We start from the raw sequence: 22,186 nt of genomic DNA on the forward strand, positions 1-22,186 counted from the left end.
GTGACGTGAAGCCGGCAATTGTCCTACTTCGCCACAGCCAGAACAACTACCGCTGACTATTGTCCCAATGTCCTGCCTCTATAAAGGCCTCGATTGAGACTCGGTTATGTTTGGCCGAAGGCTTGTGTCATGATGATCCGACCGCAGGTTAGTCGTCCTCTTCCTATATGAATAGATCTTCCGCGTTGCTCCTCGCTTTTGTCTTCCTCAGCGGCTGCCAGGCCTTGGCACCCGTGTCGCCGGACGGTACCTCGCCGGTTGAAGACAGCACTCCGGCCCCTGAAAAGCCCAAGGTTTACAGCTCATTCAGTGAAGAAACCGTCTTCAGCCTGTTGAGCGCCGAACTGGCTGGCCAACGCAATCGTTTCGACATTGCGCTGGACAACTACGTGACCCAGGCCATCAACACCCAGGACCCGGGCATCTCCGAGCGGGCATTTCGCATTGCCGAGTACCTGGGCGCCGACCAGGCCGCCCTGGACACCGCGCTGATCTGGGCAAAAAACGCCCCGAACGACCTCGAAGCGCAACGCGCGGCGGCCGTGCAACTGGCGCGCGCCGGGCGTTATGACGACTCCATGGTCTACATGGAGAAAGTCCTGCAAGGCAAAGGCGACACGCATTTCGACTTCCTTGCCCTGTCCGCTGCCGACACCGACCAGGACACGCGCAACGGCTTGATGAAAAGTTTCGACCGTTTGTTGCAGCGCCATCCGAAAAACAGCCAGCTGATATTTGGCAAGGCCCTGTTGATGCAACAGGACGGTGACGCCAAAGGTGCACTGACCCTGCTGGAAGACAATCCGCCAGACGACGGCGAAATCGCCCCGATCCTGTTGCGCGCGCGCCTGCTGCAAGTGCTCAATCGCGGCGACGAAGCCTTGCCGCTGCTGCAAAAAAGCATCAAGAAATACCCGGACGACAAGCGCCTGCGCCTGACTTACGCGCGGATGCTGGTTGAGCAGGACCGCATGGCAGACGCCAAAACCGAGTTTTCCAGCCTGGTGCAGCAATACCCTGAAGACGACGAGTTGCGTTATTCCCTGGCACTGGTCTGCCTGGAAGCCAAGGACTGGGACGAGGCCAAGAGCCTGCTTGAAGACCTGATTGCCCGCGAAAGCCACGTCGACTCTGCCCACCTGAACCTCGGCCGTATCGCCGAAGAACGCAACGATCCTCAAGGTGCGCTGATCGAGTACGCCAAAGTCGGCCCGGGTAACGACTACCTGCCGGCCCAATTGCGCCAGACCGACATTCTGATCAACAACGGCAAGACCGCCGAAGCCCAGCGCCGCCTGGCCGCCGAGCGCGACGAGCAGCCGGATTACGCGATTCAGTTGTACCTGATCGAAGCCGAAACACTGTCCGCCAATAATCAGGGCGACAAGGCCTGGGCTGTCCTGGACAAAGCGTTGCAGCAATACCCGGACGATCTGAATCTGTTGTACACCCGCGCCATGCAGGCGGAAAAACGCAATGACCTGGCGCAGATGGAAAAAGACCTGCGCCTGATCATCAAGCGCGACCCGGACAATGCCATGGCACTCAATGCGCTTGGCTACACGTTGTCCGACCGCACCACGCGCTACGCCGAAGCCAAGACCTTGATTGAGCAGGCTCATCAGATCAATCCGGAAGACCCGGCGGTGCTCGACAGCCTCGGCTGGGTGAACTTCCGCCTGGGTAATCTCGATGAAGCCGAGCGCTACTTGCGCCAGGCACTGGAGCGCTTCCCCGATCAGGAAGTGGCCGCCCACTTGGGTGAAGTGCTGTGGGCCAATGGCAAACAGCGCGAAGCCAAACAAGTCTGGGGCAAATTCCTCAAGGAACAACCCGATAGCCCTACCCTGCGCGGCACCATCAAGCGCCTGACCGGATCAGAGACTCTTTAAGATTATGTTTTTGCGCCACATCATCGTTTTCAGCTTTATCGCCCTGCTCGCCGGTTGTGCGGGCTTCGGTGCTCGCGAATCCGTCGAAGGTCACGGCAACCCGGCCCAATGGCGTGAACACAAACAGCAATTGACCGCCCTCGATGGTTGGCAGATCAACGGCAAGATCGGCATCCGCGCCCCCAAGGATTCGGGCAGCGGCACCCTGTTCTGGCTGCAACGTCAGGATTACTACGATATCCGCCTGTCCGGCCCGCTGGGTCGCGGCGCCGCGCGCCTGACCGGCCGACCTGGCAAGGTCTCGCTGGAAGTGGCCAATCAGGGGCGCTTTGACGCACCGAACCCGGAAGTCCTGCTGGAAGAACAACTGGGCTGGAAATTGCCGGTGTCCAACTTGGCCTGGTGGGTCCGCGGGCTTCCGGCGCCGGACAGCAAAAGCAAGCTGAACCTGGATGCCGACAGCCGCCTGGCCAGCCTGGAACAGGACGGCTGGCAAGTCGAATACACCAGTTACACGCAACAAAACGGTTTCTGGCTGCCTGAAAAGATCAAGCTGCACGGCACCGACCTTGACGTCACGCTGGTGATCAAGGAATGGCAACCACGCAAGCTGGGGCAGTGAACATGACCGTACCCCGCTTGACGTTACCTTCCCCGGCCAAACTCAATCTGATGCTGCACATCCTCGGTCGCCGTGAAGACGGTTATCACGAGCTGCAGACGATTTTCCAGTTCCTCGATTACGGCGATGAAATTACCTTCGCCGTGCGCGACGACGGCGTGATCCGCTTGCACACCGAATTCGACGGCGTTCCCCACGACAGCAATCTGATCGTCAAGGCTGCGAAGCAACTTCAGGAACAATCCGGCTGTGCGCTCGGCATCGATATCTGGATCGAAAAAATCCTGCCCATGGGCGGCGGCATCGGCGGCGGCAGTTCCAATGCCGCGACCACGTTGCTGGGCCTGAATCATCTGTGGCAACTGGGCTGGGACGAGGATCGACTGGCTGCGCTGGGCCTGAAGCTGGGCGCCGACGTTCCGGTTTTCGTGCGTGGCCACGCCGCTTTTGCCGAAGGCGTAGGGGAGAAACTGACCCCCGTAGACCCCGAAGAACCGTGGTATGTCGTGCTGGTACCGCAAGTATCTGTAAGTACAGCAGAAATTTTTTCCGATCCGCTGTTGACACGTAACTCTCCTCCCATTAAAGTGCGCCCCGTTCCCAAGGGAAACAGTCGTAATGACTGCTTGCCGGTAGTAGCAAGGCGTTATCCAGAGGTACGTAACGCATTGAATTTGTTAGGTAAATTTACCGAGGCAAAACTTACCGGCACTGGAAGTTGTGTGTTTGGGGGCTTCCCAAGCAAAGCTGAAGCTGATAAAGTCTCGGCCCTTCTTACAGAGACCCTTACAGGGTTTGTAGCAAAAGGAAGCAACGTTTCGATGTTGCATCGCAAGCTGCGAAGTCTGCTCTAAAAGAACCGATTACTGGGTAATCGTTGCAACAGATACAGGGGCGTCGCCAAGCGGTAAGGCAGCAGGTTTTGATCCTGCCATGCGTTGGTTCGAATCCAGCCGCCCCTGCCATTTTCCTATACTCATCCAGGTTACCCTCAGCCTTCAGGTACTGCGCGTGTCCAAGATGATGGTCTTTACGGGGAACGCCAACCCCGATCTGGCTCGGCGTGTCGTACGTCAGCTGCATATCCCTCTCGGTGACATTTCTGTCGGTAAGTTTTCCGACGGCGAAATTACAGCCGAGATCAATGAAAACGTCCGCGGTAAAGATGTCTTCATTATTCAGCCGACTTGCGCTCCGACCAACGATAACCTGATGGAACTGGTAGTGATGGCTGACGCCTTCCGCCGCTCCTCGGCTACTCGTATCACTGCTGTTATTCCTTACTTTGGTTATGCCCGTCAGGATCGCCGTCCGCGTTCCGCACGTGTGGCTATCAGCGCGAAAGTCGTTGCTGACATGCTTACCGTAGTCGGCATCGACCGTGTTCTCACGGTTGATCTGCATGCTGACCAAATCCAGGGTTTCTTCGATATTCCGGTAGATAACATCTACGGCTCCCCTGTATTGGTGGATGACATTGAAGATCAGCGCTTCGAAAACCTGATGATCGTGTCCCCGGACATTGGTGGCGTCGTGCGTGCACGTGCTGTTGCCAAATCCCTGGGCGTGGATCTCGGGATCATCGACAAACGCCGTGAGAAAGCCAATCACTCTGAAGTGATGCATATCATCGGTGATGTCGAAGGGCGTACCTGTATTCTGGTCGATGACATGGTCGATACCGCCGGCACCCTGTGCCACGCGGCAAAGGCTTTGAAAGAGCATGGCGCTGCCAAGGTTTTCGCCTACTGCACACACCCTGTGCTGTCCGGTCGGGCGATCGAAAACATCGAAAATTCCATGCTGGACGAACTGGTGGTGACTAACACCATCCCGTTGTCCGCTGCTGCACAAGCCTGCTCGCGTATCCGTCAACTGGATATCGCGCCGGTAGTTGCCGAGGCGGTCCGCCGCATCAGCAATGAAGAATCGATCAGCGCGATGTTCCGCTAAGGGCCCTGCCCTTCTCGAATGTCTCGTTGACGAAAAGCGCCCCGCCCCGGCATTCCTGTCGGGGCGGGGCTTTTTTGCCCATATCGCCTTTAGCGCTGGTCGCAAACGCTGGGGCGAATGTGGTTATTTTGGAGATACAACATGAACGATTTTACTCTGAATGCTGAAGTGCGTTCCGACCTGGGGAAAGGTGCGAGCCGCCGCCTGCGTCGTCTCGCAAGCCTGGTACCCGCTGTAGTTTACGGTGGCGAAAAAGCCCCTGAATCCATCAGCATGCTGGCTAAAGAAGTTGCCAAACTGCTCGAAAACGAAGCGGCTTACAGCCACATCATCGAGCTGAACGTTGGTGGCACCAAGCAAAACGTAATCATCAAGGCTCTGCAGCGTCACCCGGCCAAAGGCCACGTGTTGCACGCTGACTTCGTACGTGTAGTAGCCGGCCAAAAGCTGACCGCTATCGTTCCAGTGCACTTCGTCAACGAAGCTGCTCCAGTGAAGAAAGGCGGCGAGATCTCGCACGTTGTTGCTGAAATCGAAGTGACCTGCCTGCCAAAAGACCTGCCTGAATTCATCGAAGTTGACCTGGCTAACGCCGAAGTCGGCTCGATCATTCACCTGTCCGACATCACCGCCCCTAAAGGCGTTGAATTTGTTGCTCTGGCTCACGGTAACGACCTGGCTGTTGCCAACGTTCACGCTCCACGTGTTGCTCCAGAAGCTGCAGAAGGCGCTGCAGAGTAATTTCACTCTGTACGCCGGAGTGATTGGAACATCGCGGACTGGAACGTAGCGAGAAAGCGGGCGAGAACGCGGAGTTTACATAATGGTAAATGAGCAATTTTCGTCCACTTTCGCCGCACACACTGATTGCGGCGATGTCATCCACCACTCCAAGGAAGGGCCCCTATCGTGACTGCCATTAAACTGATCGTTGGCCTGGGAAATCCAGGCGCTGAATACGAACAGACCCGGCATAACGCAGGGGCCCTTTTTGTTGAGCGCATCGCGAACGCACAAGGGGTCAACCTTGTCGCCGATCGCAAATATTTTGGCCTGACCGGGCGCTATTCGCATCAGGGTCAGGATGTTCGTCTGCTGATTCCCACCACGTACATGAACCGTAGCGGCCAGGCCGTCGCAGCTCTGGCGGGTTTCTTCCGCATCAAGCCCGAAGAAATCCTTGTGGCGCACGACGAACTCGATCTGCCTCCGGGCGTTGCCAAGCTCAAGCAGGGCGGCGGCCATGGCGGTCACAACGGGTTGCGCGACATCATTGCGCAACTGGGCAATCAGAATACCTTTCACCGCTTGCGGCTTGGCATTGGCCACCCGGGCGTTGCCAGTATGGTTTCAAATTTCGTCCTGGGTCGTGCGCCACGCGCCGAACAGGAAAAACTCGATGCCAGCATCGACTTTGCCCTCGGCGTGCTGCCGGATATCCTCGCCGGGGAATGGAACCGCGCGATGAAAAACCTGCACAGCCAGAAGGCCTGACTCTACTCCGAGGGGAAACACCATGGGATTCAATTGCGGCATCGTCGGCCTGCCTAACGTCGGCAAGTCCACCCTGTTCAACGCCCTGACCAAATCCGGGATCGCGGCGGAGAACTTCCCCTTCTGCACCATCGAGCCGAACACCGGTATCGTGCCGATGCCGGACCCGCGTCTGGATGCCCTGGCGGCCATCGTCAACCCAAAGCGCATCCTGCCGACCACCATGGAATTCGTCGACATCGCAGGCCTGGTAGCCGGCGCTTCGAAAGGTGAAGGCCTGGGCAACAAGTTCCTCGCCAACATCCGTGAAACCGATGCCATCGCACACGTGGTCCGCTGCTTTGAAGACGAGAACGTGATTCACGTCTCCAACAGCGTCGACCCGAAGCGCGACATCGAGATCATCGACCTGGAACTGATCTTCGCCGACCTCGACAGCTGCGAAAAGCAACTGCAGAAAGTCGCTCGCAACGCCAAGGGTGGCGACAAGGACGCCGTGGTCCAGAAAGGCCTGCTCGAGCAATTGATCGCTCACTTCACCCTCGGCAAGCCTGCGCGCACGCTGATGAAGAACATGGGCGCCGACGACAAGGCCGTGATTCGTGGCTTCCACTTGCTGACCACCAAGCCGGTCATGTACATCGCCAACGTTGCTGAAGACGGTTTCGAGAACAACCCGCTGCTGGACATCGTCATGGCCATCGCCGAAGAAGAAGGCGCCATGGTGGTTCCGGTCTGTAACAAGATCGAAGCCGAAATCGCCGAACTCGAAGACGGTGAAGAGAAAGACATGTTCCTCGAAGCCCTGGGCCTCGAAGAGCCTGGCCTGAATCGCGTGATCCGTGCTGGCTACGAGATGCTGCACCTGCAGACCTACTTCACCGCCGGTGTTGAAGAAGTCCGCGCCTGGACCGTGCGTGTCGGTGCCACCGCACCACAAGCCGCTGGCGTGATCCACACCGACTTCGAAAAAGGCTTCATCCGCGCCGAAGTGATCGCGTACGACGACTTCATCCAGTACAAAGGCGAAGCCGGCACCAAAGAAGCCGGAAAATGGCGTCTGGAAGGCAAGGATTACATCGTTAAAGACGGCGACGTAATGCACTTCCGTTTCAACGTCTAAGTTATTTGACGAAGCACCCGCCCAAGAAAAAGCCGCGTTTAGACGCGGCTTTTTTGTGCCTGAAATAATCCCTCGTCACACCAAAAAACTACTGTAGGAGTGTTGGATCAGGCCTTTTTGGTTCTTGGCAGGAAGATTGCCAACACACCCAACAGCGGCAGGAAAGAGCACAGGAAGTACACGTATTCAATGCCATGCACATCCGCCAGATGGCCCAGCAGCGCCGCACCAATCCCGCCAAAACCGAACATCAAGCCAAAGAACACCCCGGCAATCATCCCGACATTCCCCGGTACCAACTCCTGCGCGTACACCACAATCGCCGAAAACGCCGAGGCGAGGATGAAGCCGATAATCACGCTCAGGACACTGGTCCAGAACAAGTCGACGTGCGGCAGCAGCAACGTGAACGGCGCGACACCGAGGATCGAGAACCAGATCACCGCCTTACGCCCGATCTTGTCGCCGATCGGTCCACCGAAGAAGGTCCCCGCCGCAACCGCCCCCAGAAACAGGAACAGGTGCAACTGCGAACTGGCCACAGACAGGTCGAACTTCTCGATCAGGTAGAACGTGAAGTAACTGGTGAGGCTGGACATGTAGAAGTACTTGGAGAACACCAGCAAACCCAGCACCACCAAGGCACTGATCACCCTGCCCTTCGACAAACCGTGAGTCGCCGCCTGGCCTTGTTTGAGCTTGAACAGGTTCAAGTGATTGGCGTACCAGCGGCTGATCCGGTAGAGCACGAACAGCGCGAACACGGCGAAGAGCCCGAACCAGGCCACATTCCCCTGACCGTACGGGATGATGATCGCAGCCGCGAGCAACGGACCGAACGCCGACCCGGCATTACCGCCGACCTGAAAGGTTGATTGCGCCAGACCAAATCGTCCACCCGATGCCAGTCGCGCCACGCGAGAAGCCTCCGGGTGAAAGGTCGACGAGCCGATGCCAATCAGCCCCGCCGCCAACAGAATCAACGGAAAGGTGCCGACCATCGACATCATCACAATGCCGATCAGCGTGCACACCGTCCCGGCGGGAAGCAGCCAGGGTTTTGGGTGCCTGTCGGTGTAGTAACCGACCCACGGCTGCAACAGCGAAGCGGTCAGCTGAAAGGTCAGCGTGATCAAGCCGACCTGGGTAAAGGTCAGGCCATAGTTGGCCTTGAGCATCGGATAAATCGACGGCAGCACTGACTGGATCAGGTCATTGATAAGGTGCGCCAGCGCCACTGCGCCAATGATGCGCATGACCAACGGGCTGCTTTGTGGGGTCGCGGGTGCCGACGTCGCGCCGGTCTGAGCGTTGCTGATAGCCATGAATATTTCCGTACAGCAGATGGGTGCACGCGGGCAAGTGCGTCAATGTGCCATTTTTCGGTGCGAGAGCGCCATCCCCTTAGCCAGCTAACGAACTAATCTTTCATCGCCCGAGAGGTGATAGCGCAACGCCATGGTCTGAATCTTGCCTTGTTTAACACCTTCAACGCGGGCCTCTTACAAAGGGGACCGAGAATGGGAAGTTTCGCTACAGAGTCGGCCTACAGAGCCGGCGAGGGTGAACTTTCGAGGCCTTTTAAAAGGGCACGAGTCGCGGTCGCAACGACCTCGACGCACGCCGATGGTGCGTGGTGTCCAGAGGAGTCATGGGGCATGTCGTTTTTATCACCGGGGATCGGGTTGCTGGGGCGTTTTGGCTTCGCACGAAAATTTCAGCTGTTGTTCCTGCTGTTTATCCTGCCGCTGGCCGGCAGCCTGTTAATGATCGGTCAGGATTATCGCGCCAAACTCAGCCTCATCTCCGGCGAACGTGCAGGGGTCCGGCAGCTGCTTGCTCTGGATGCTCTGGATAACCTGCTCGCCGCCCAGCGTGATCGCGCGGCTCGCTGGCGCGCCACGGAAACCAATCGTCAGCCAACGCCCGCGACCCTCGCTGCCATGGGCGCATTTGATGCGGTGCAGCCTGCCGTCGCGCAAGCCACCTCAGACCTCGGCAACGCGTTGAAAGTCGAAGGCGCCGAGGGCGAAACGCTGGCCCGCTATCAAGCCCTGCAAACTGCCCTCAATGGCCTGGATTCGAAAAGCCTCAGCGGCGTCGGCTGGTGGCCGGACGGTTACGACCGTTTCACCAACGCCTTGAGCGCCCTGCAAGCCCTGCGCGAACAGATCGCCATGGACAATCGCCTGACGCTCGCACCGTGGCTGGAAACCTATCTGCTGACGCAGATATCCACCCAGCACGCTCCAGACCTGATCGAACGGGTCGGCCGCCTGGCCGCTGTCGGCCAAGCGTCCGTGGTGTCGGGCCAGTTCACCCTGCAAAGCCGCCTGCAACTGCGTGACTTGCGCGGCCGTATCGGCGATGCCCGCGAGCAACTGGTGAAAACCGCCACGCTCCTGGAAGCGCGACTGCCCAGCGCTTTGCAAAGTTGGGCCGGGCAATACCATGACAACCTCAAACACCTCGACGCGAGCCTGAAGGTGCTGGATGACGGCGTGTTTGGCGGCAGCATCAGCCTCAAGCCGGAAGAATTCGAACGCAACCTCGACGCTTTGCTCTCGGACCTTGCAACTCTGCGCCAGCAATCGTTGATGTCGCTGGATCAGCGTCTGGATTACTACCACGACTCGGCAATTCGCCAATTCATTCTGGTGGCGACAATTTTTGGCTGCCTCCTGCTGGCCGCGCTGTACCTGTTCATTTGCCTGCAAGCCTCGATCCGGCGCAGCGCCAGCGGCATCACGCTGCTGGCCGAGGCGCTGCGTGACGGCAATCTGAGCCTGCAAGCGCCTGTACAGGGCCGTGACGAATTGGCGGCCATCAGCACCGCCCTGAACGTCGCTGTGGTGCAATTGCGCAACAGCTTGCAGGGGGTCGATCACGAAACCTTGCAGGTGAGCAACGCGGTGCGCACGCTCAACCATCATTCCAGTGGCGCACTCGGTGAAGTCGAAGCACAGCAATTGCAAATCAGCCAGATCGCCGCGGCGGCCACACAACTGGCGGCGACTTCTCAAGGGGTCGCCCAGAGTTGCGAACAGGCCTCAGGCAGCGCTCAGCACACCCAACGTATTGCCGCCGACAGCAGCCGAGACAGTCAGCGCACTACGGCAAGCATTCAGCAGCTCAATCAGCGCTTGAACGACACGGCCGCGGCACTGGGCCGGGTCAGTGAGCAAGGGCAACAGATTCAGCTGGTGGTCGACACCATTCGCGGGGTCGCCGAGCAAACCAACCTGTTGGCGCTCAATGCTGCTATCGAGGCTGCTCGTGCCGGCGAACAAGGCCGCGGTTTTGCCGTGGTGGCCGATGAAGTGCGCAGCCTGTCGCAACGCACCCAATCCTCCACCGCGCAAATTGCCGGCACGGTCGACAGCCTGCGCAACACCGTGAATGAGGCGGTCAGCCTGATGGAAGCGGCGTGTAGTCAGGCACAAAGTGACGCTCAATGCGTCACCGGCCTGGGCGAACGCCTGGGGGAAATTGCCCTCGCGGTGCAAGGCGTGACCGACACCCTGGCGCACATCGCGACCGCCGTGGAAGAACAGGCCAGCACCGCCGATGAAGTCAGCGGCAACATTCAGCAGGTCGATCAAGCGGCGGTCAGGTTGCTGGAAGGCGCGCGGGCGGTGAACCTGGCAGCAGACACCTTGAGCCAGGGCAGCAAGGCCCTGAGCGCGAATACCGGGAGATTTCAGCTCAGTTGATGCCCTCCTCCGGCCCGATTTTTCGGGTCAGGAGGATAAGCAGTTGAAAGCGTAGAGAAATATTTTAGATTTACGCTTGACACATCATCGTTCCAAGCCAATAATGCGCGCCACTTGGCTACATAGCTCAGTTGGTTAGAGCATAGCATTCATAATGCTGGGGTCCGGGGTTCAAGTCCCTGTGTAGCCACCAAGTACCTGTTTACAGATGTCTCCATGAGTCTATAAACAATCTCAAGAAGCCCGCCTAGTGCGGGCTTTCTTGTTTCTGGCTGTATCTCCTTATCTACCCCTATACCTTCCCGTCGTGTATCCCCCTGTGTATCCTTGATGAAAAATCGAACCGAGGGGATACAAGCCAATGAAGCGCTCCGAAATCAAGCGCCGCCCGCTGTCTGATACCGCCCTAGCGGGCCTGGAGCCCGACACCAAGGAGTACCGGGAGCAGGATGGTAACGGCCTTTATTTCCGTGTGAAGCCTGACGGCCAGAAGTCCTGGCAACTGCGCTACAAGACGCCGGCAGGCAAGTGGAGTTGGCTTGGGCTAGGTGGTTATCCAGAGGTCGGTGGGGCGCTGGCCAGACAGAAGGCTGCCGAACTGCGCGCCGATGCGGCTGAGGGCAAGAATCCGATAGCAACCAAACAGGCCCGTCAGGCTGCCGATCTGGCGGCCAGCAATAACACCTTTGAATCGCTGGCGCGGGAATGGCACACCTCTCGGCTCAACTCTTGGGATGCTGGCACCGCCAAACGAGTTATGGGAGCCTTGGAGCGTCACGTGTTCCCCACCTTCGGCAAGCGGCTCTACACCGGCATTCTGTCAATGGAGTGGATGGAGCTGTTACGTGGTCTTGAACGGCAGGGCATCCTTGAGCAGATGAGCAGAGTGCGGGCCTACTGCAAAGATGTGTACGACCTGGCCCGCGTGACAGGCAGAGCAGTGAACAACCCGCTCGAAGGGGTGCATAAGTTTCTGGCATCCGGCAAGGCAGAGAACTACGCGCACGTTAGCATTGATGAGTTGCCCGCCCTGCTCCGGGCTATTCGCTCATACCCCCACGCACTGGACGTTCAGCTTGGCCTTCGTCTGCTGACCCTTATGGCTGTCCGCCCCAGCGAACTGCGAGAGGCTCGCTGGGAAGAATTCGACCTTGATAAGAAGCTGTGGACAATCCCAGTAGAGCGCAAGGGCCGCAAGAAAGGACTTGAACACCTGGTGCCGCTCAGCCGTCAGGTCGTCGACGTATTGAAAGAACTTCATATCCTGACCGGCGCCTACCCATTGCTGTTCCCTGGAAGAAGCGACCGCACCAAACCCCGTAGCGATACGGTGTTTCTGATGGCTCTGCGTCGTCTGGGATATGAGGGGCGACAAACCGGCCACGGCTTCCGTCATATCGCCAGTACCATCCTGAACGAACACGAGTTTGATGCCGACCATATTGAGGCCCAACTCAGCCACAAAGCACCTGGTGTACGAGGGATCTATAACAAGGCCCAATACCTCGCTCAACGCACGACGATGATGCAGTGGTACGCCGACCACCTTGAAAGACTGGAAAAGGGCAATGTAGTGCAAGGCCAATTCGGCAAGGCGGTATAAACATGCATTTTCATACCCCTAAGAAAACCGGTGTTCTAGGTGTTCTTCGTGTTCTTAAATCGCTGCAAGCCCCGCAAAACAAGGCGTACAGCCATGGAACACCAATTGAAAAAAGCCGGAACACCAAGCTGCAAGATCACCAATGGTGTTCCGAACGAGCGACCTACCAAACCGGCGCTGTGGCCTGGCCCAACCGGCACATACTTCGTGCCAGCGAGACCACAACACAGCCCCAGCTCTCCCCTGTAGGCCGCTGTTCACACGACCATCACCAGCATTGGGCAGCGAGTTACAGCGCGGGCTTGGCGCGTGGACTCCGGGGCGAGGGGGCGTAAATGGACGACAGCCTGTTGCCCGAGCTTGAGTACATTGGTGTGCTGATCGACGGGATTAGGTGGCACTGGGATTACCTGAACACACCCTATGCCCCATTGGGCTTCGAGCCCGCCCCATTCTATCTGCCATGGTTAATCAATCTCATGGGTGAGAGCTTGAAGGATGATGAGTTCTTCCGTAGAGCGGCTTTGAAAAACCCAGCTTTGATGCCATTCCCTATCACAGGGTTTGTCCGGGTACTGCGTGACTTAAGTCATGAACAGCTACCTGATTCCGGTGATCAGCCGCTTATGCGAGCAGGTATCAAACGTATGGCGGCGCGAACTGCGCATGATCTTGCAGAAAAGGCCAGCGTCGGGCCTTTGAGTGAAGCGGAGTTGAATGCACTGGGCTGGCACCTGACAACATTGGTGGCACTAGGCAGTGACTCACTCAAGGCGGCGCTGCTGTCCCTTCAAGTCAAAGGTGGTGTTAAGTCAGGAGAGTCCCGGCGCGCAGAAAACGCTGACCGCGATAAGGCAATTTGTGACGCTGGTAAACGCCTAATTGCAGAAGGTCGCGCACTTCGTAGCCTTGCAGGAATTATCAGCGACACCGCTGCCGCTGAGGGGTTGAGCGCCAAACAGGTTAGAACAATTCTAAGGGTTGGCGGAGTCGTGCCTGCTTTGAGCAAAAAAAGGGAAGTGAACTAAGCACGCTTCCGGCTGGAAAAATAACGTGTGCCCCGTGGACTTACAGCAAACCCGGAGGCACTACATGCAATCCCAGCCACTCACAACGCCCATGGCAGCGATGCAGCACCCGCGAGCCAGCGTTGACGTAACTCTGAACCCTGCCGATCTACTCACGCCAGAGCAAGCAGCATTGGTGTTGGGGCTGTCCGCCAAAACCCTGGCTACCTGGCGCAGCACGGGGCGGCATTCGCTGCCCTTCATTCGCTGTGGTGCCCGCATACGCTACCATCGCAACGATCTGGCTCAATGGCTTCAAGATAGGCAGTGCACGCGCACCACGACGAATCAGCCGGGGGTGGTGTGATGCCTGAGACAAGCCAACACCAGATGCCATCGGCATCCTCTGCTGCCTCCAGTCTGCCAGCCAACGTCGAGCCGTTGCGCACCTACTCCGGCATAGGAGCTGCCTCTCCTGCCCATGCGTTCGATCCCGCGACTACGCTCATTCGCATGCCGGAACTTGAGGCATTGACGGGACTAGCTCGCGCCACTGTCTACAAACGCTTGAAAGATGATCCAAGCTTTCCAAAACCAGTACCACTGAGCAACAGCACCGCCCGTGGCGCCCCAGTGGCATTCGTACTCAGTGAGGTGCAGAACTGGATTCGTGGGCGCATCGCCGCCCGTGGGGTGGCCGCATGACTTACCGTCGCGCTCCGTTCAAGGGCCCTTTCTTCGATGCCTACCGCATCGGCTTCAACCTGTATCAACCGAATCAAAACAACTGGCGTCAGCGCACCATTGCCGGAGTGAGCTGGAATGGTCGGGAGCGTGAAGCCTTCTTTTTCAATCCTGACGGCCTGGTGTTGCCCATTGAGGCCAATCCATGGGAACTGCCGCCACTGTTAGAACGCCATGCGATCCAGCGTGAATTCGCCACGGTGGTCGGCTCCGGCATGTTCGCAATGAAGAAGGCGCAGCGAAACGCCCTCACCGCGACAGGGCTTGGTGAATGGGTGACGTACTGGCTGGTTGATTTCGAAGCAGGTTATGCCAATGACTTAGCTAACTGGGCCGCCTATATGGAGACTGATTTGCAGGCCGAGCGTCAAGCTGCGGAGGCCAGCTATGCCGCAGCCCAAGACCTTTGCTCACGTACAGTGCAATCCATTGAACGGCCTTGGAATGAGCAAGACCTACAAGTGGAGACGCCGACCGACGAATTGCCGAAACATATACTGGAAAACGTTGCGGCCCGGCGCAGCTTCCTGCAGGACGAATATGCCCGCCAGTACGCAGAAGATCGACGGATTGGCGCCTGGCTACGTGGCGAAGCTGGCGACCCACCATTGTTAACTCTGATGCAGGGGGCCGCATGATGCCGATATTCCTACCTCATAACGTCCTTGATGAGCCCGAAGGCGCTGCTATTCCGGCCCTACCAGTGATGGCAGCCAAGGGGCGGGAACGCCTGCGCGCCCTTCGTGACCGAGCGATTGCCGAAGGCGCCCATGTTCTGCTGTTGGCCTGGCCGACATTGGAATGGGTGTTGCTGGCCGTCGAGGTGCCAGCGGGTGTAATGATCGAGGATGCGCAACAGCTTATTCCCAACCTGCTGGCTAACCCCATCGCCCTGGAGCACATGCGCTCAGAGTCCCGTGAAGGCCAGCACCTGAGCTGGTTGTCTCTGACTCGCCCTGTCACCCTGCACTAACGAAAACGCCCCCGGCTGCAACCGGAGGCGTTAGAGGTGAATCAATATGTCGATTAAATTTAGGCCGTGCCGAACGGCAGCGCAAGCTTTGTCTGTGGTTGCGCGCAATCAATCGTCGCGCTACTCTCTGCACGTCGCTGCAAATTCAGCGACCGGGTTTGGCGACCCGAGTTTAAGAAGGCGCACAGGCGCCACCATATCGATTGCAGGCGCTTTTTTTGTGCCCGCATTTTCGCTCTATGGCGGCTGTGCGCGGGAGACCTTCGGGTCTGCCGGGTTCCTTCTTACCCGGTTCGCCAACCTGCGCACAGCTGCCACCCTAATTCGTTTGGCGACGAACCGTGGCAGCTCCCACTTAAGAAGGAGCTCCACCCATGCACGCCCTCAAACCGTCCAGCAACTCCAGTCGAGCCGCAGCGCACCGGGCCATGGCTATGTCTGCCCTTCACGCAAACTCGAGCCTAGCCACTCGACTGGCTCGCTACAACCAGCACATGAGCAAGGCGCGAGCCTTGGAAATCGCCGGGGGTGCGCAATGAAACAGCTTAGAGCTGAACCCGAAACAGCCGGGGTCACAAGCTTCTCAGGCTGCAATCTTGATGGACAGAGTCTGTTCAAAGTAAACCCTGAGGTGCCTGTCAGTGATGCCTTAGAGCATGCGTCTTGCCTGATGGACTGCGCAAACAAGCTAGCCGTCATGGCCGCTTGCGAACTGGAGGATCCGGGGGCCGCATTATGGGCCGTACACTATTTGAATGAGATGGCTAAAGCCCTTGTTGATGATGTGACGACCAGTGTTTTTATCGCTAGCAAAGGTGCCAAATGAAGAATAAGCGCCCCAGCTTCGCAGATGTGAAAGCCGCCTCCCTGAGGGCCATTGACCAGGTATTGGCTCGCTGGCTGCCCAACGGAAAACGCGAAGACGGCGGCAAGGAATACACCGCCCCAAACCCAACCCGCGCAGACAAACACGCCGGATCGTTCAAGGTGAACCTGAGCAAAGGCACATGGTCGGACTTCGCAACCGGTGATAAAGGTGGCGACCTGATTGACCTGGTGCGCTATCTGGATGGTGGCACCGACGTAGAGGCCTGCAATAAGCTCGCGGACTTCCTCAGCGTGACCGCGAGTAGCGGCCCCGATCCAGTCGCCTCCAGCAAAGCCAAGGCGCCCGAGTGGGTGCCGGTGCTACCGATCCCTGATGAAGCGATGCGCAAAGTTCCGGCCAAGCATCGTCAGCATGGGGCACCGTCAAAGGTGTGGATTTATAAAAGCGCCGAGTCCCTTCCCCTGATGGTGCTCTATCGCTTTGATCTGGGGCCAGATGAAAGCGGCACCCCGCGAAAAGTGTTCGCGCCGCTGACCTGGTGCAAGGGTACGCCCGGCACTCATCAGTGGCGCTGGCAAGGCTTGCCAGATCCGCGCCCCCTGTTACACCTCGATCAGTTGGCGCAACGCCCTAGCGCACCTGTCGTCGTGGTCGAGGGCGAGAAGTCCTCTGACGCCGCCGCTCAGCTACTTCCCGAGCACGTTGCTACCTGCTGGCCCAACGGCACGAACTCCTGGCGCAAAGCTGATTTTAGACCGCTGACCGGGCGTGACGTGCTGCTCTGGCCTGATAACGACGCACCGGGGCTTGGTTGCATGGATGAACTGGCCGAGCACCTTCACAAGCTAGGCGCGCGCTCTGTTCGGATGCTGGCATTGACCGTTTTTAGTAAACGTCCTGGCCTTGATGGTGAGCGGCCTACCTTCTCCGAAGGTGGTGAATGGGCCGAAGGCGACGATGCCGCCGACGCACAAACAAAGGGCTGGACACCTGCTCACCTGGCCGAACTGGAGCGCACGGGGGAGCTGTTCGCCCTGGCGCCAACGGCGACCAGCACCAGCACCAGCACCAGCACCAGCACCAGCACCAAGGCAACAAAAGCCGAGCCCTCCAGCAACCGCAAGCCCTTCCGTAAACCGAAAGCAGAAACTTTGCCGGGCGGATTCCGACTTACACCCGAGGGCGTGTTCTATGCTGGCGACGATGGTGAAGCACGCCCGGTGTGTTCTCGCTTGGAAATTCTGGCCCGCACCCGTGATGACAAGGGCCAAAACTGGGGATTGCTGGTTGAGTTTGACGACCCGGACAACGATAAGAAACGCTGGAATATTCCCCAGCGCAGCATGGCGGGCGACTTCGGCAAGGACGTGCTAGGGCCATTGGTAGACATGGGCCTTCGCCTGGCGGGGAGCCGTTCAGGCCGGAACGCCCGCAACGATTTGCAAAGCTACCTGCAAGGCTTCGACAGCACCGAACGAGCACGCTTGGTTACACGCCTCGGCTGGCATGGAAACGCCTACCTGTTGCCAGGTGAGCAGGTCGGCACCAGTGCGGAACACCTTCACTTCTATGAGGCGGGAGCTCAGATGCCGCCAATAGAACAGTCAGGCACCTTGGAGCAATGGCAACAACAGATTGGCGCGCTCTGTGTCGGGAACAATCGGTTGACCTTTGTCACGTGCGTTGCCTTCGCTGGCCCCTTGCTGCACTTGCTGGGTCAAGAGTCGGGCGGCTTCCATCTGTACGGCGACAGCTCAGGCGGCAAGACCACACACTTGCAGGTCGCTGCCTCGGTGTATGGCGGGCCACGCTTGGTGCGTTCTTGGCGCTCGACAGACAATGCCCTGGAGTCCATCGCCGCCGCCCACTCGGACGGGCTGCTGGTGCTTGATGAAATTGGCATGTGTGACCCTCGGATCATCGGCGAAACGGTTTACATGCTGGGCAACGGTACAGGGAAAGCTCGTGCCAATGACCGAGGCCAGGCGGGCCGACAGGTTCAAGAGTGGCGTTTGTTGTTTCTCTCGACCGGGGAAAAGACGTTGGCGCAACACATGGCCGAGGCACATAAGGAACTGAAAGCCGGTATGGAAGTACGCTTGCTGGCCGTGCCGGCTGACGCGGGGAAAGGGATGGGATTGTTTGAGGCCCTGCATGGCTTTGAAGATGCAGCGGCCCTGTCTGATGCCCTCAAGGCCAGAGTGGGAAAACACTATGGCACCCCGCTGGTCGCTTTCCTGTCGGCCCTCTGTGAGCCCGGAAAGCTGGAAGGGTTCCGGGTGATACTCCGTCATACGCTGGAAAGCTTAGTTAGCCGTGCGCTCCCTGCCAACGCCAGTGGCCAGGCACAACGCGCAGCCGCTCGCTTCGGGTTGGCCGCTGCCGCTGGCGAACTGGCCACCGCGCTAGGTGTTACAGGCTGGCCGGACGGCACCGCCACGACCGCCGCCCGTGCGTGCCTTGACGCCTGGCTGGCTGAACGTGGTGGCGCGGGCAATCTGGAAGGTGACGCGATTATTGCCAGGCTGCGCGGCATGGTGGAACGCTACGGTGAAAGTCGGTTCACTCGTTGGGACGCCATCGCAGCGAAGACAGACGATCACGCCCCGCGCACCGCTGATCGTCTTGGGTTCCGTCGAACGATGGAACACGGCTTTGGCGACACCCTATATACCTCTGTGACTTACTATTTCCTTAGCACCACGTGGCGCGATGAAGTGTTCAAGGGGATGAACCTTCGCAACGTGAACCGGGAGCTGGTCGCACGGGGGATTCTGGAGCCTAGCGCCGATGGCAAGGCCGCTCAGTCCGTGACTTTACCTGGCATGCCTAAAGGCCGCGCTTATGTCGTAAATGCAAGGGCATTAACGCAGGAGGATGACGAGTCATTTCGAGCAGCGGCTTGAATGATGAGGGCGCTCGCTTGCATAAAAAACGAAACCATACGATAAATGCCGATAGCAGCAAACAACTACGTCCTGATATGGCGACGTAGTTGTTTGAGCAAAACACACCATATGACTATTTAAAACATGAATAAGGATATCGAAAAATGCACATCCTACAACGTAAAGCAAAAACCACTGAACACCGGGATATTTCTGGGCCAGAAGACGCAACCTACGATTTTGATTCAGGCGTTTGGCGCAACGCAACAGGGCTTGTTGCGTACGACCCACGACATGCACAGAGCACTAAGAAAAACGATATAGAAACCGGCGAAGATCAGAAAGGCCAATAGTTTTATGTCAAACAACAAGCCAAGCGTTCTGATTCTTTCCTCTCTGTTAGATTTTCCTACTGATCGTATTTGCCACAACCTCACCAATCAGGGCATATCATTTCTGCGAATAAATCGTGATGCGCTGGACGACCTCTCGATTACAGTAGACCCTATAAAAGCCACTATGACATGCCATCATAACCAGCACTCTTGGCATATTGATAGCTCTCTAAAAACAGTATGGTGGCGACAACCGACCTTCCTTAGAAACACCCCAAACAAAGCGTTGCCCCCAGAGGAGCAACTGAAGCAATCACAGTGGGGTGCATTTATGCGAGGCTTAATGCTTTTTGATGAGGCAGCATGGTACAACCACCCCGCTGCAACATATCAAGCAGAATCGAAACCCTATCAATTACGCAGAGCGGCAAAGTTAGGATTCTCAGTGCCCACCACTATCATCACAAATGATAGGCATGCAAAAATCCAAGAGCTTATAAGTGAAAACATCGCGATAAAAAGCATTGACACACTACTGCTTCGCGAAAACTCAAAACAACACTTCGGCTATACAACGCTAACAACCTGGTCTGAATGCGCTGATGAATTTCTTCATTTAGCCCCACTCACCTGCCAATCGATAATCGCATCAAAAATCGACCTGAGAGTGACCATAATCGGAAATAAGTTATGGTGCGATGAAATAAACATAGGCAACAATGGAATAGATGGTGACTGGCGCTTAATAAAAAAAGAGGATCTCAGCTTCCGTTCCTTCTCATTACCACCAACAATTGAAGAAAAGTGTTTCCTCCTAACCAAGGACTTAGGTCTTCGCTATGGGGCAATTGACTTAGCCTATTCAGAAGGGGAGTTTTGGTTTATCGAAATCAACCCAACTGGCGAATGGGGCTGGCTAGACCGCCCAGGGCGCGGAATATCCGAAGCGATTGCTGGAGAACTCCAATGTCCATCCGTATGAAATTTGAAAACCTTCTATTAAAATTCGCTCCCGACGCAATTAAGTATCTAGTTGCCAACACCCGAATCCAAAAACAATTAGAGAACTGGGAGCACGCTCCCGAATTCAGCGACATCCGCCATCTTGAAGAAAGCACACTTAAAACATACATTGATAGCGAATGGACTCGTGCAAAAGAGCTAGACGAAAAACTCAACAAACTCACAGCCTCGCTATCTATCGCGGTCACTGTTGGAAGTGTAGTGACAAAGGCCATATTTGACGGATTAGAAAACTCCCCACTAAAAACAACCGCACTGATACTATCGTCGCTATCAATGGCACTATTTTTAGCTGGCGCCATTATCGGATTTAATGGATTACGCCCAAAAGAGCGATTCGGATATGGTGCAAAATATCTACGAACACTAGCAGAAGGCGGACAGGATGCGGTCAAGACAATGTGGCACGCTGCAAGTGGATTTCAAGTCACCAACAATATTCGTTCAAATCAAGCAACGGTAGCGATTACATTTATTCGCAACGGGGTAATTTTCTTTACCGCGTCTATTTTTTTAAGCTTGTTCGCCAAAAGTACAAACACAGAACCTCAAATCAGCCCCTCAATAAACAATGAACTTACACATCCAGCACCTGAACAGCACAAGCTCCCAGCTCCAGATACGTCCACCAACTTTTTAGAGCCAAGATCATTAACCTCTCCAGCACAAGACAGCGATCACACGGCGACATCTCGCAATCCTAATATAAAAGACCACGACACATATTGCCGCGCACTGAGTTCCTTTCGGTGCCCAGCACTGACACTACAGTTTAAGACACACGCTTCAATCTACCCTACCAAGTCCATACCCAGCATATAAGCCACCTGTTAACGTTTCATCTGGGCTCGCTCACTGATGGCAGATAAAGCCCGTGTTAGGCGAGGCGGCAGTTGGCTTTTGCTTTCTTCCGCAGGAAGCGAACAACAAACGCAGTTTGTGTAGTGAGTACACAAGCGGCGCTTGGGGGACTTGCGCCACCCTTTGCTCCACCCGCACGCTGAAGATGAGAACACTCAGCACGGGGAGGCTGCCATGCCTTACACGATACTAAGAACAAAAAAGCTGAAGTCGGTCGCCGGGATTATTGGATCTGGCCGGCACACATTTCGAGAGATGCCCACACCGAACTCCAATGGCGCGGCCAACGTGCCTGTTGGTGGCGCGTCTACCGCTGTCGGTCTTGCCAGTGCGGTCTTGGCCAAGCTGCCGGAACGCAGGCGCAAGGGGGCTGTGCTCTGCATTGAATATCTGATCACCGCCAGCCCCGAGGCATTCACCCGGCACGGCGGGATGATGCCCGACACGGGCGGCTACTTTGACCGGGCCATAACTTGGCTGAAGGCTCGGCACGGAGCCGCGAACATTGTCAGCGCCACCGTTCACCTAGATGAGAGAACACCCCACCTTGTCGCGTATGTCGTGCCGCTGACGAAGGACGGGAGACTGTCGGCGCGTGATTTCCTTGGTGGTGCCGCCAAGCTGCGCAAGATGCAGACTGACTTCCATCATTGGTGCGGGAAGCCGTTCAGGCTGTCTCGCGGCATCGAGGGATCGAAAGCCACCCATCAGAAGGTTGGCCAGTATTACAAAGCGCTCGCCGCTGCTGACCCGGTCATTGAACGATCAGACCTGGCTGCTGCTGTCGTCGGGATACAGACGCCCAACTACAAGGCGCTGCTGCTGAAGGCCAAGGCTTCAGCCATACAGGACAAGCTTCAACGCTCAGCCACTGAGGCGCTACATGCGCGGCAGGCGGCGCTGGATCAGCAGGCGGTCGAACTCAGGCTGGCCCAGCGGGCGCTTGAGGATCTAGAGATCACGTTAGAAAAGCGAGCGGACAGTCTGGCCGAGGTTGATCAGGCATTAGAGATAGCGCTGCTGAAGGCAGGGCGGCAACAGGAACGTGCCGACCGACTGGCCAAACAGCTTGCCGACTTGACCAAGCGAATGCCCGATGCTGACGTGGTAATAGCGCCATGCTAAT

The 22,186-nt window shown here is 57.1% G+C and carries 22 protein-coding genes and 2 tRNA genes; 23 read left to right on the top strand and 1 reads right to left on the bottom strand.

The features are described 5' to 3' along the window. Positions 1-167: 167 nt before the first annotated feature. The 8 genes from NL116_RS26420 to ychF all read left to right on the top strand — a co-directional run bounded on the left by NL116_RS26420 (position 168) and on the right by ychF (position 7,084). Positions 168-1,892, top strand: coding sequence for a tetratricopeptide repeat protein (locus tag NL116_RS26420; RefSeq protein ID WP_494374704.1), 1,725 nt, complete (start codon positions 168-170; stop codon positions 1,890-1,892). A gap of 4 nt (positions 1,893-1,896) precedes the next feature. Beyond that, positions 1,897-2,514, top strand: a complete 618-nt coding sequence (gene lolB / locus NL116_RS26425; protein WP_483842798.1) for a lipoprotein insertase outer membrane protein LolB — start codon at positions 1,897-1,899, stop codon at positions 2,512-2,514. Positions 2,515-2,516: 2 nt separating this feature from the next. Beyond that, positions 2,517-3,368, top strand: coding sequence for a 4-(cytidine 5'-diphospho)-2-C-methyl-D-erythritol kinase (gene ispE / locus NL116_RS26430; protein ID WP_494374705.1), 852 nt, complete (start codon positions 2,517-2,519; stop codon positions 3,366-3,368). Positions 3,369-3,404: 36 nt separating this feature from the next. Then, positions 3,405-3,479 (top strand) — tRNA-Gln (locus NL116_RS26435). A 46-nt stretch (positions 3,480-3,525) separates the two neighbouring features. Further along, positions 3,526-4,467, top strand: coding sequence for a ribose-phosphate pyrophosphokinase (locus tag NL116_RS26440; RefSeq protein ID WP_003208392.1), 942 nt, complete (start codon positions 3,526-3,528; stop codon positions 4,465-4,467). A 141-nt stretch (positions 4,468-4,608) separates the two neighbouring features. Continuing rightward, positions 4,609-5,208 carry a 50S ribosomal protein L25/general stress protein Ctc gene (locus NL116_RS26445; protein WP_494374706.1) on the top strand — a complete coding sequence of 200 codons (600 nt, stop codon included), beginning with the start codon at positions 4,609-4,611 and terminating at the stop codon, positions 5,206-5,208. A 168-nt stretch (positions 5,209-5,376) separates the two neighbouring features. Beyond that, on the top strand, positions 5,377-5,961 hold the full coding sequence (pth, locus tag NL116_RS26450; protein WP_046030136.1) for an aminoacyl-tRNA hydrolase: 585 nt from the start codon (positions 5,377-5,379) through the stop codon (positions 5,959-5,961). Between the two features lie 22 nt (positions 5,962-5,983). After that, a complete protein-coding gene (gene ychF / locus NL116_RS26455; protein ID WP_494374707.1) occupies positions 5,984-7,084 on the top strand; it encodes a redox-regulated ATPase YchF in 1,101 nt (366 codons plus the stop codon). 107 nt (positions 7,085-7,191) lie between these two features. Here the strand turns inward: ychF and NL116_RS26460 are convergent, their stop codons facing one another. Beyond that, the gene (locus tag NL116_RS26460; RefSeq protein ID WP_494374708.1) at positions 7,192-8,409 is read right to left on the bottom strand and encodes an MFS transporter; all 1,218 of its coding nucleotides are present in this window, start codon (positions 8,407-8,409) and stop codon (positions 7,192-7,194) included. Positions 8,410-8,742: 333 nt separating this feature from the next. Between NL116_RS26460 and NL116_RS26465 the strand changes: the two genes are divergently transcribed. From NL116_RS26465 to mobV, 15 genes are all read left to right on the top strand, one after another. Next, positions 8,743-10,797 carry a methyl-accepting chemotaxis protein gene (locus NL116_RS26465; RefSeq protein WP_494374709.1) on the top strand — a complete coding sequence of 685 codons (2,055 nt, stop codon included), beginning with the start codon at positions 8,743-8,745 and terminating at the stop codon, positions 10,795-10,797. Positions 10,798-10,913: 116 nt separating this feature from the next. Continuing rightward, positions 10,914-10,990: transfer RNA gene (locus tag NL116_RS26470), tRNA-Met, on the top strand. Between the two features lie 168 nt (positions 10,991-11,158). Next, positions 11,159-12,400 carry a tyrosine-type recombinase/integrase gene (locus NL116_RS26475; RefSeq protein ID WP_258694192.1) on the top strand — a complete coding sequence of 414 codons (1,242 nt, stop codon included), beginning with the start codon at positions 11,159-11,161 and terminating at the stop codon, positions 12,398-12,400. A gap of 335 nt (positions 12,401-12,735) precedes the next feature. Then, on the top strand, positions 12,736-13,428 hold the full coding sequence (locus tag NL116_RS26480) for a hypothetical protein (protein WP_494374710.1): 693 nt from the start codon (positions 12,736-12,738) through the stop codon (positions 13,426-13,428). Positions 13,429-13,492: 64 nt separating this feature from the next. Beyond that, a complete protein-coding gene (locus tag NL116_RS26485) occupies positions 13,493-13,774 on the top strand; it encodes a helix-turn-helix domain-containing protein (protein WP_494374711.1) in 282 nt (93 codons plus the stop codon). 146 nt (positions 13,775-13,920) lie between these two features. Then, the gene (locus NL116_RS26490; RefSeq protein WP_494378139.1) at positions 13,921-14,112 is read left to right on the top strand and encodes a helix-turn-helix transcriptional regulator; all 192 of its coding nucleotides are present in this window, start codon (positions 13,921-13,923) and stop codon (positions 14,110-14,112) included. After that, entirely contained in the window at positions 14,109-14,789 is a 681-nt protein-coding gene (locus NL116_RS26495) for a hypothetical protein (RefSeq protein ID WP_494374712.1), read from the top strand. The genes NL116_RS26490 and NL116_RS26495 overlap by 4 nt, the downstream gene beginning before the upstream one ends. After that, entirely contained in the window at positions 14,786-15,124 is a 339-nt protein-coding gene (locus tag NL116_RS26500) for a hypothetical protein (protein ID WP_494374713.1), read from the top strand. Before NL116_RS26495 ends, NL116_RS26500 begins: the two co-directional genes overlap by 4 nt. 374 nt (positions 15,125-15,498) lie before the next feature. Then, positions 15,499-15,663, top strand: a complete 165-nt coding sequence (locus NL116_RS26505; RefSeq protein WP_494374714.1) for a hypothetical protein — start codon at positions 15,499-15,501, stop codon at positions 15,661-15,663. Then, a complete protein-coding gene (locus tag NL116_RS26510) occupies positions 15,660-15,950 on the top strand; it encodes a DUF3077 domain-containing protein (RefSeq protein WP_494374715.1) in 291 nt (96 codons plus the stop codon). Before NL116_RS26505 ends, NL116_RS26510 begins: the two co-directional genes overlap by 4 nt. Continuing rightward, positions 15,947-18,859: a DUF927 domain-containing protein gene (locus NL116_RS26515; RefSeq protein ID WP_494374716.1), complete on the top strand. Its 2,913-nt coding sequence runs from the start codon at positions 15,947-15,949 to the stop codon at positions 18,857-18,859. Before NL116_RS26510 ends, NL116_RS26515 begins: the two co-directional genes overlap by 4 nt. Positions 18,860-19,005: 146 nt before the next feature. Next, positions 19,006-19,194, top strand: a complete 189-nt coding sequence (locus tag NL116_RS26520; protein WP_494374717.1) for a hypothetical protein — start codon at positions 19,006-19,008, stop codon at positions 19,192-19,194. Between the two features lie 4 nt (positions 19,195-19,198). After that, positions 19,199-20,158, top strand: coding sequence for an MvdC/MvdD family ATP grasp protein (locus NL116_RS26525; RefSeq protein ID WP_494374718.1), 960 nt, complete (start codon positions 19,199-19,201; stop codon positions 20,156-20,158). After that, positions 20,143-21,021: a hypothetical protein gene (locus NL116_RS26530; protein WP_494374719.1), complete on the top strand. Its 879-nt coding sequence runs from the start codon at positions 20,143-20,145 to the stop codon at positions 21,019-21,021. The genes NL116_RS26525 and NL116_RS26530 overlap by 16 nt, the downstream gene beginning before the upstream one ends. Positions 21,022-21,234: 213 nt before the next feature. Then, complete coding sequence (gene mobV / locus NL116_RS26535; RefSeq protein ID WP_494374720.1) at positions 21,235-22,185, top strand: MobV family relaxase; 951 nt, start codon at positions 21,235-21,237, stop codon at positions 22,183-22,185. Position 22,186 lies beyond the last annotated feature (1 nt).

The sequence above is a fragment of the Pseudomonas sp. FBCC-B1667 genome (assembly GCF_059133255.1).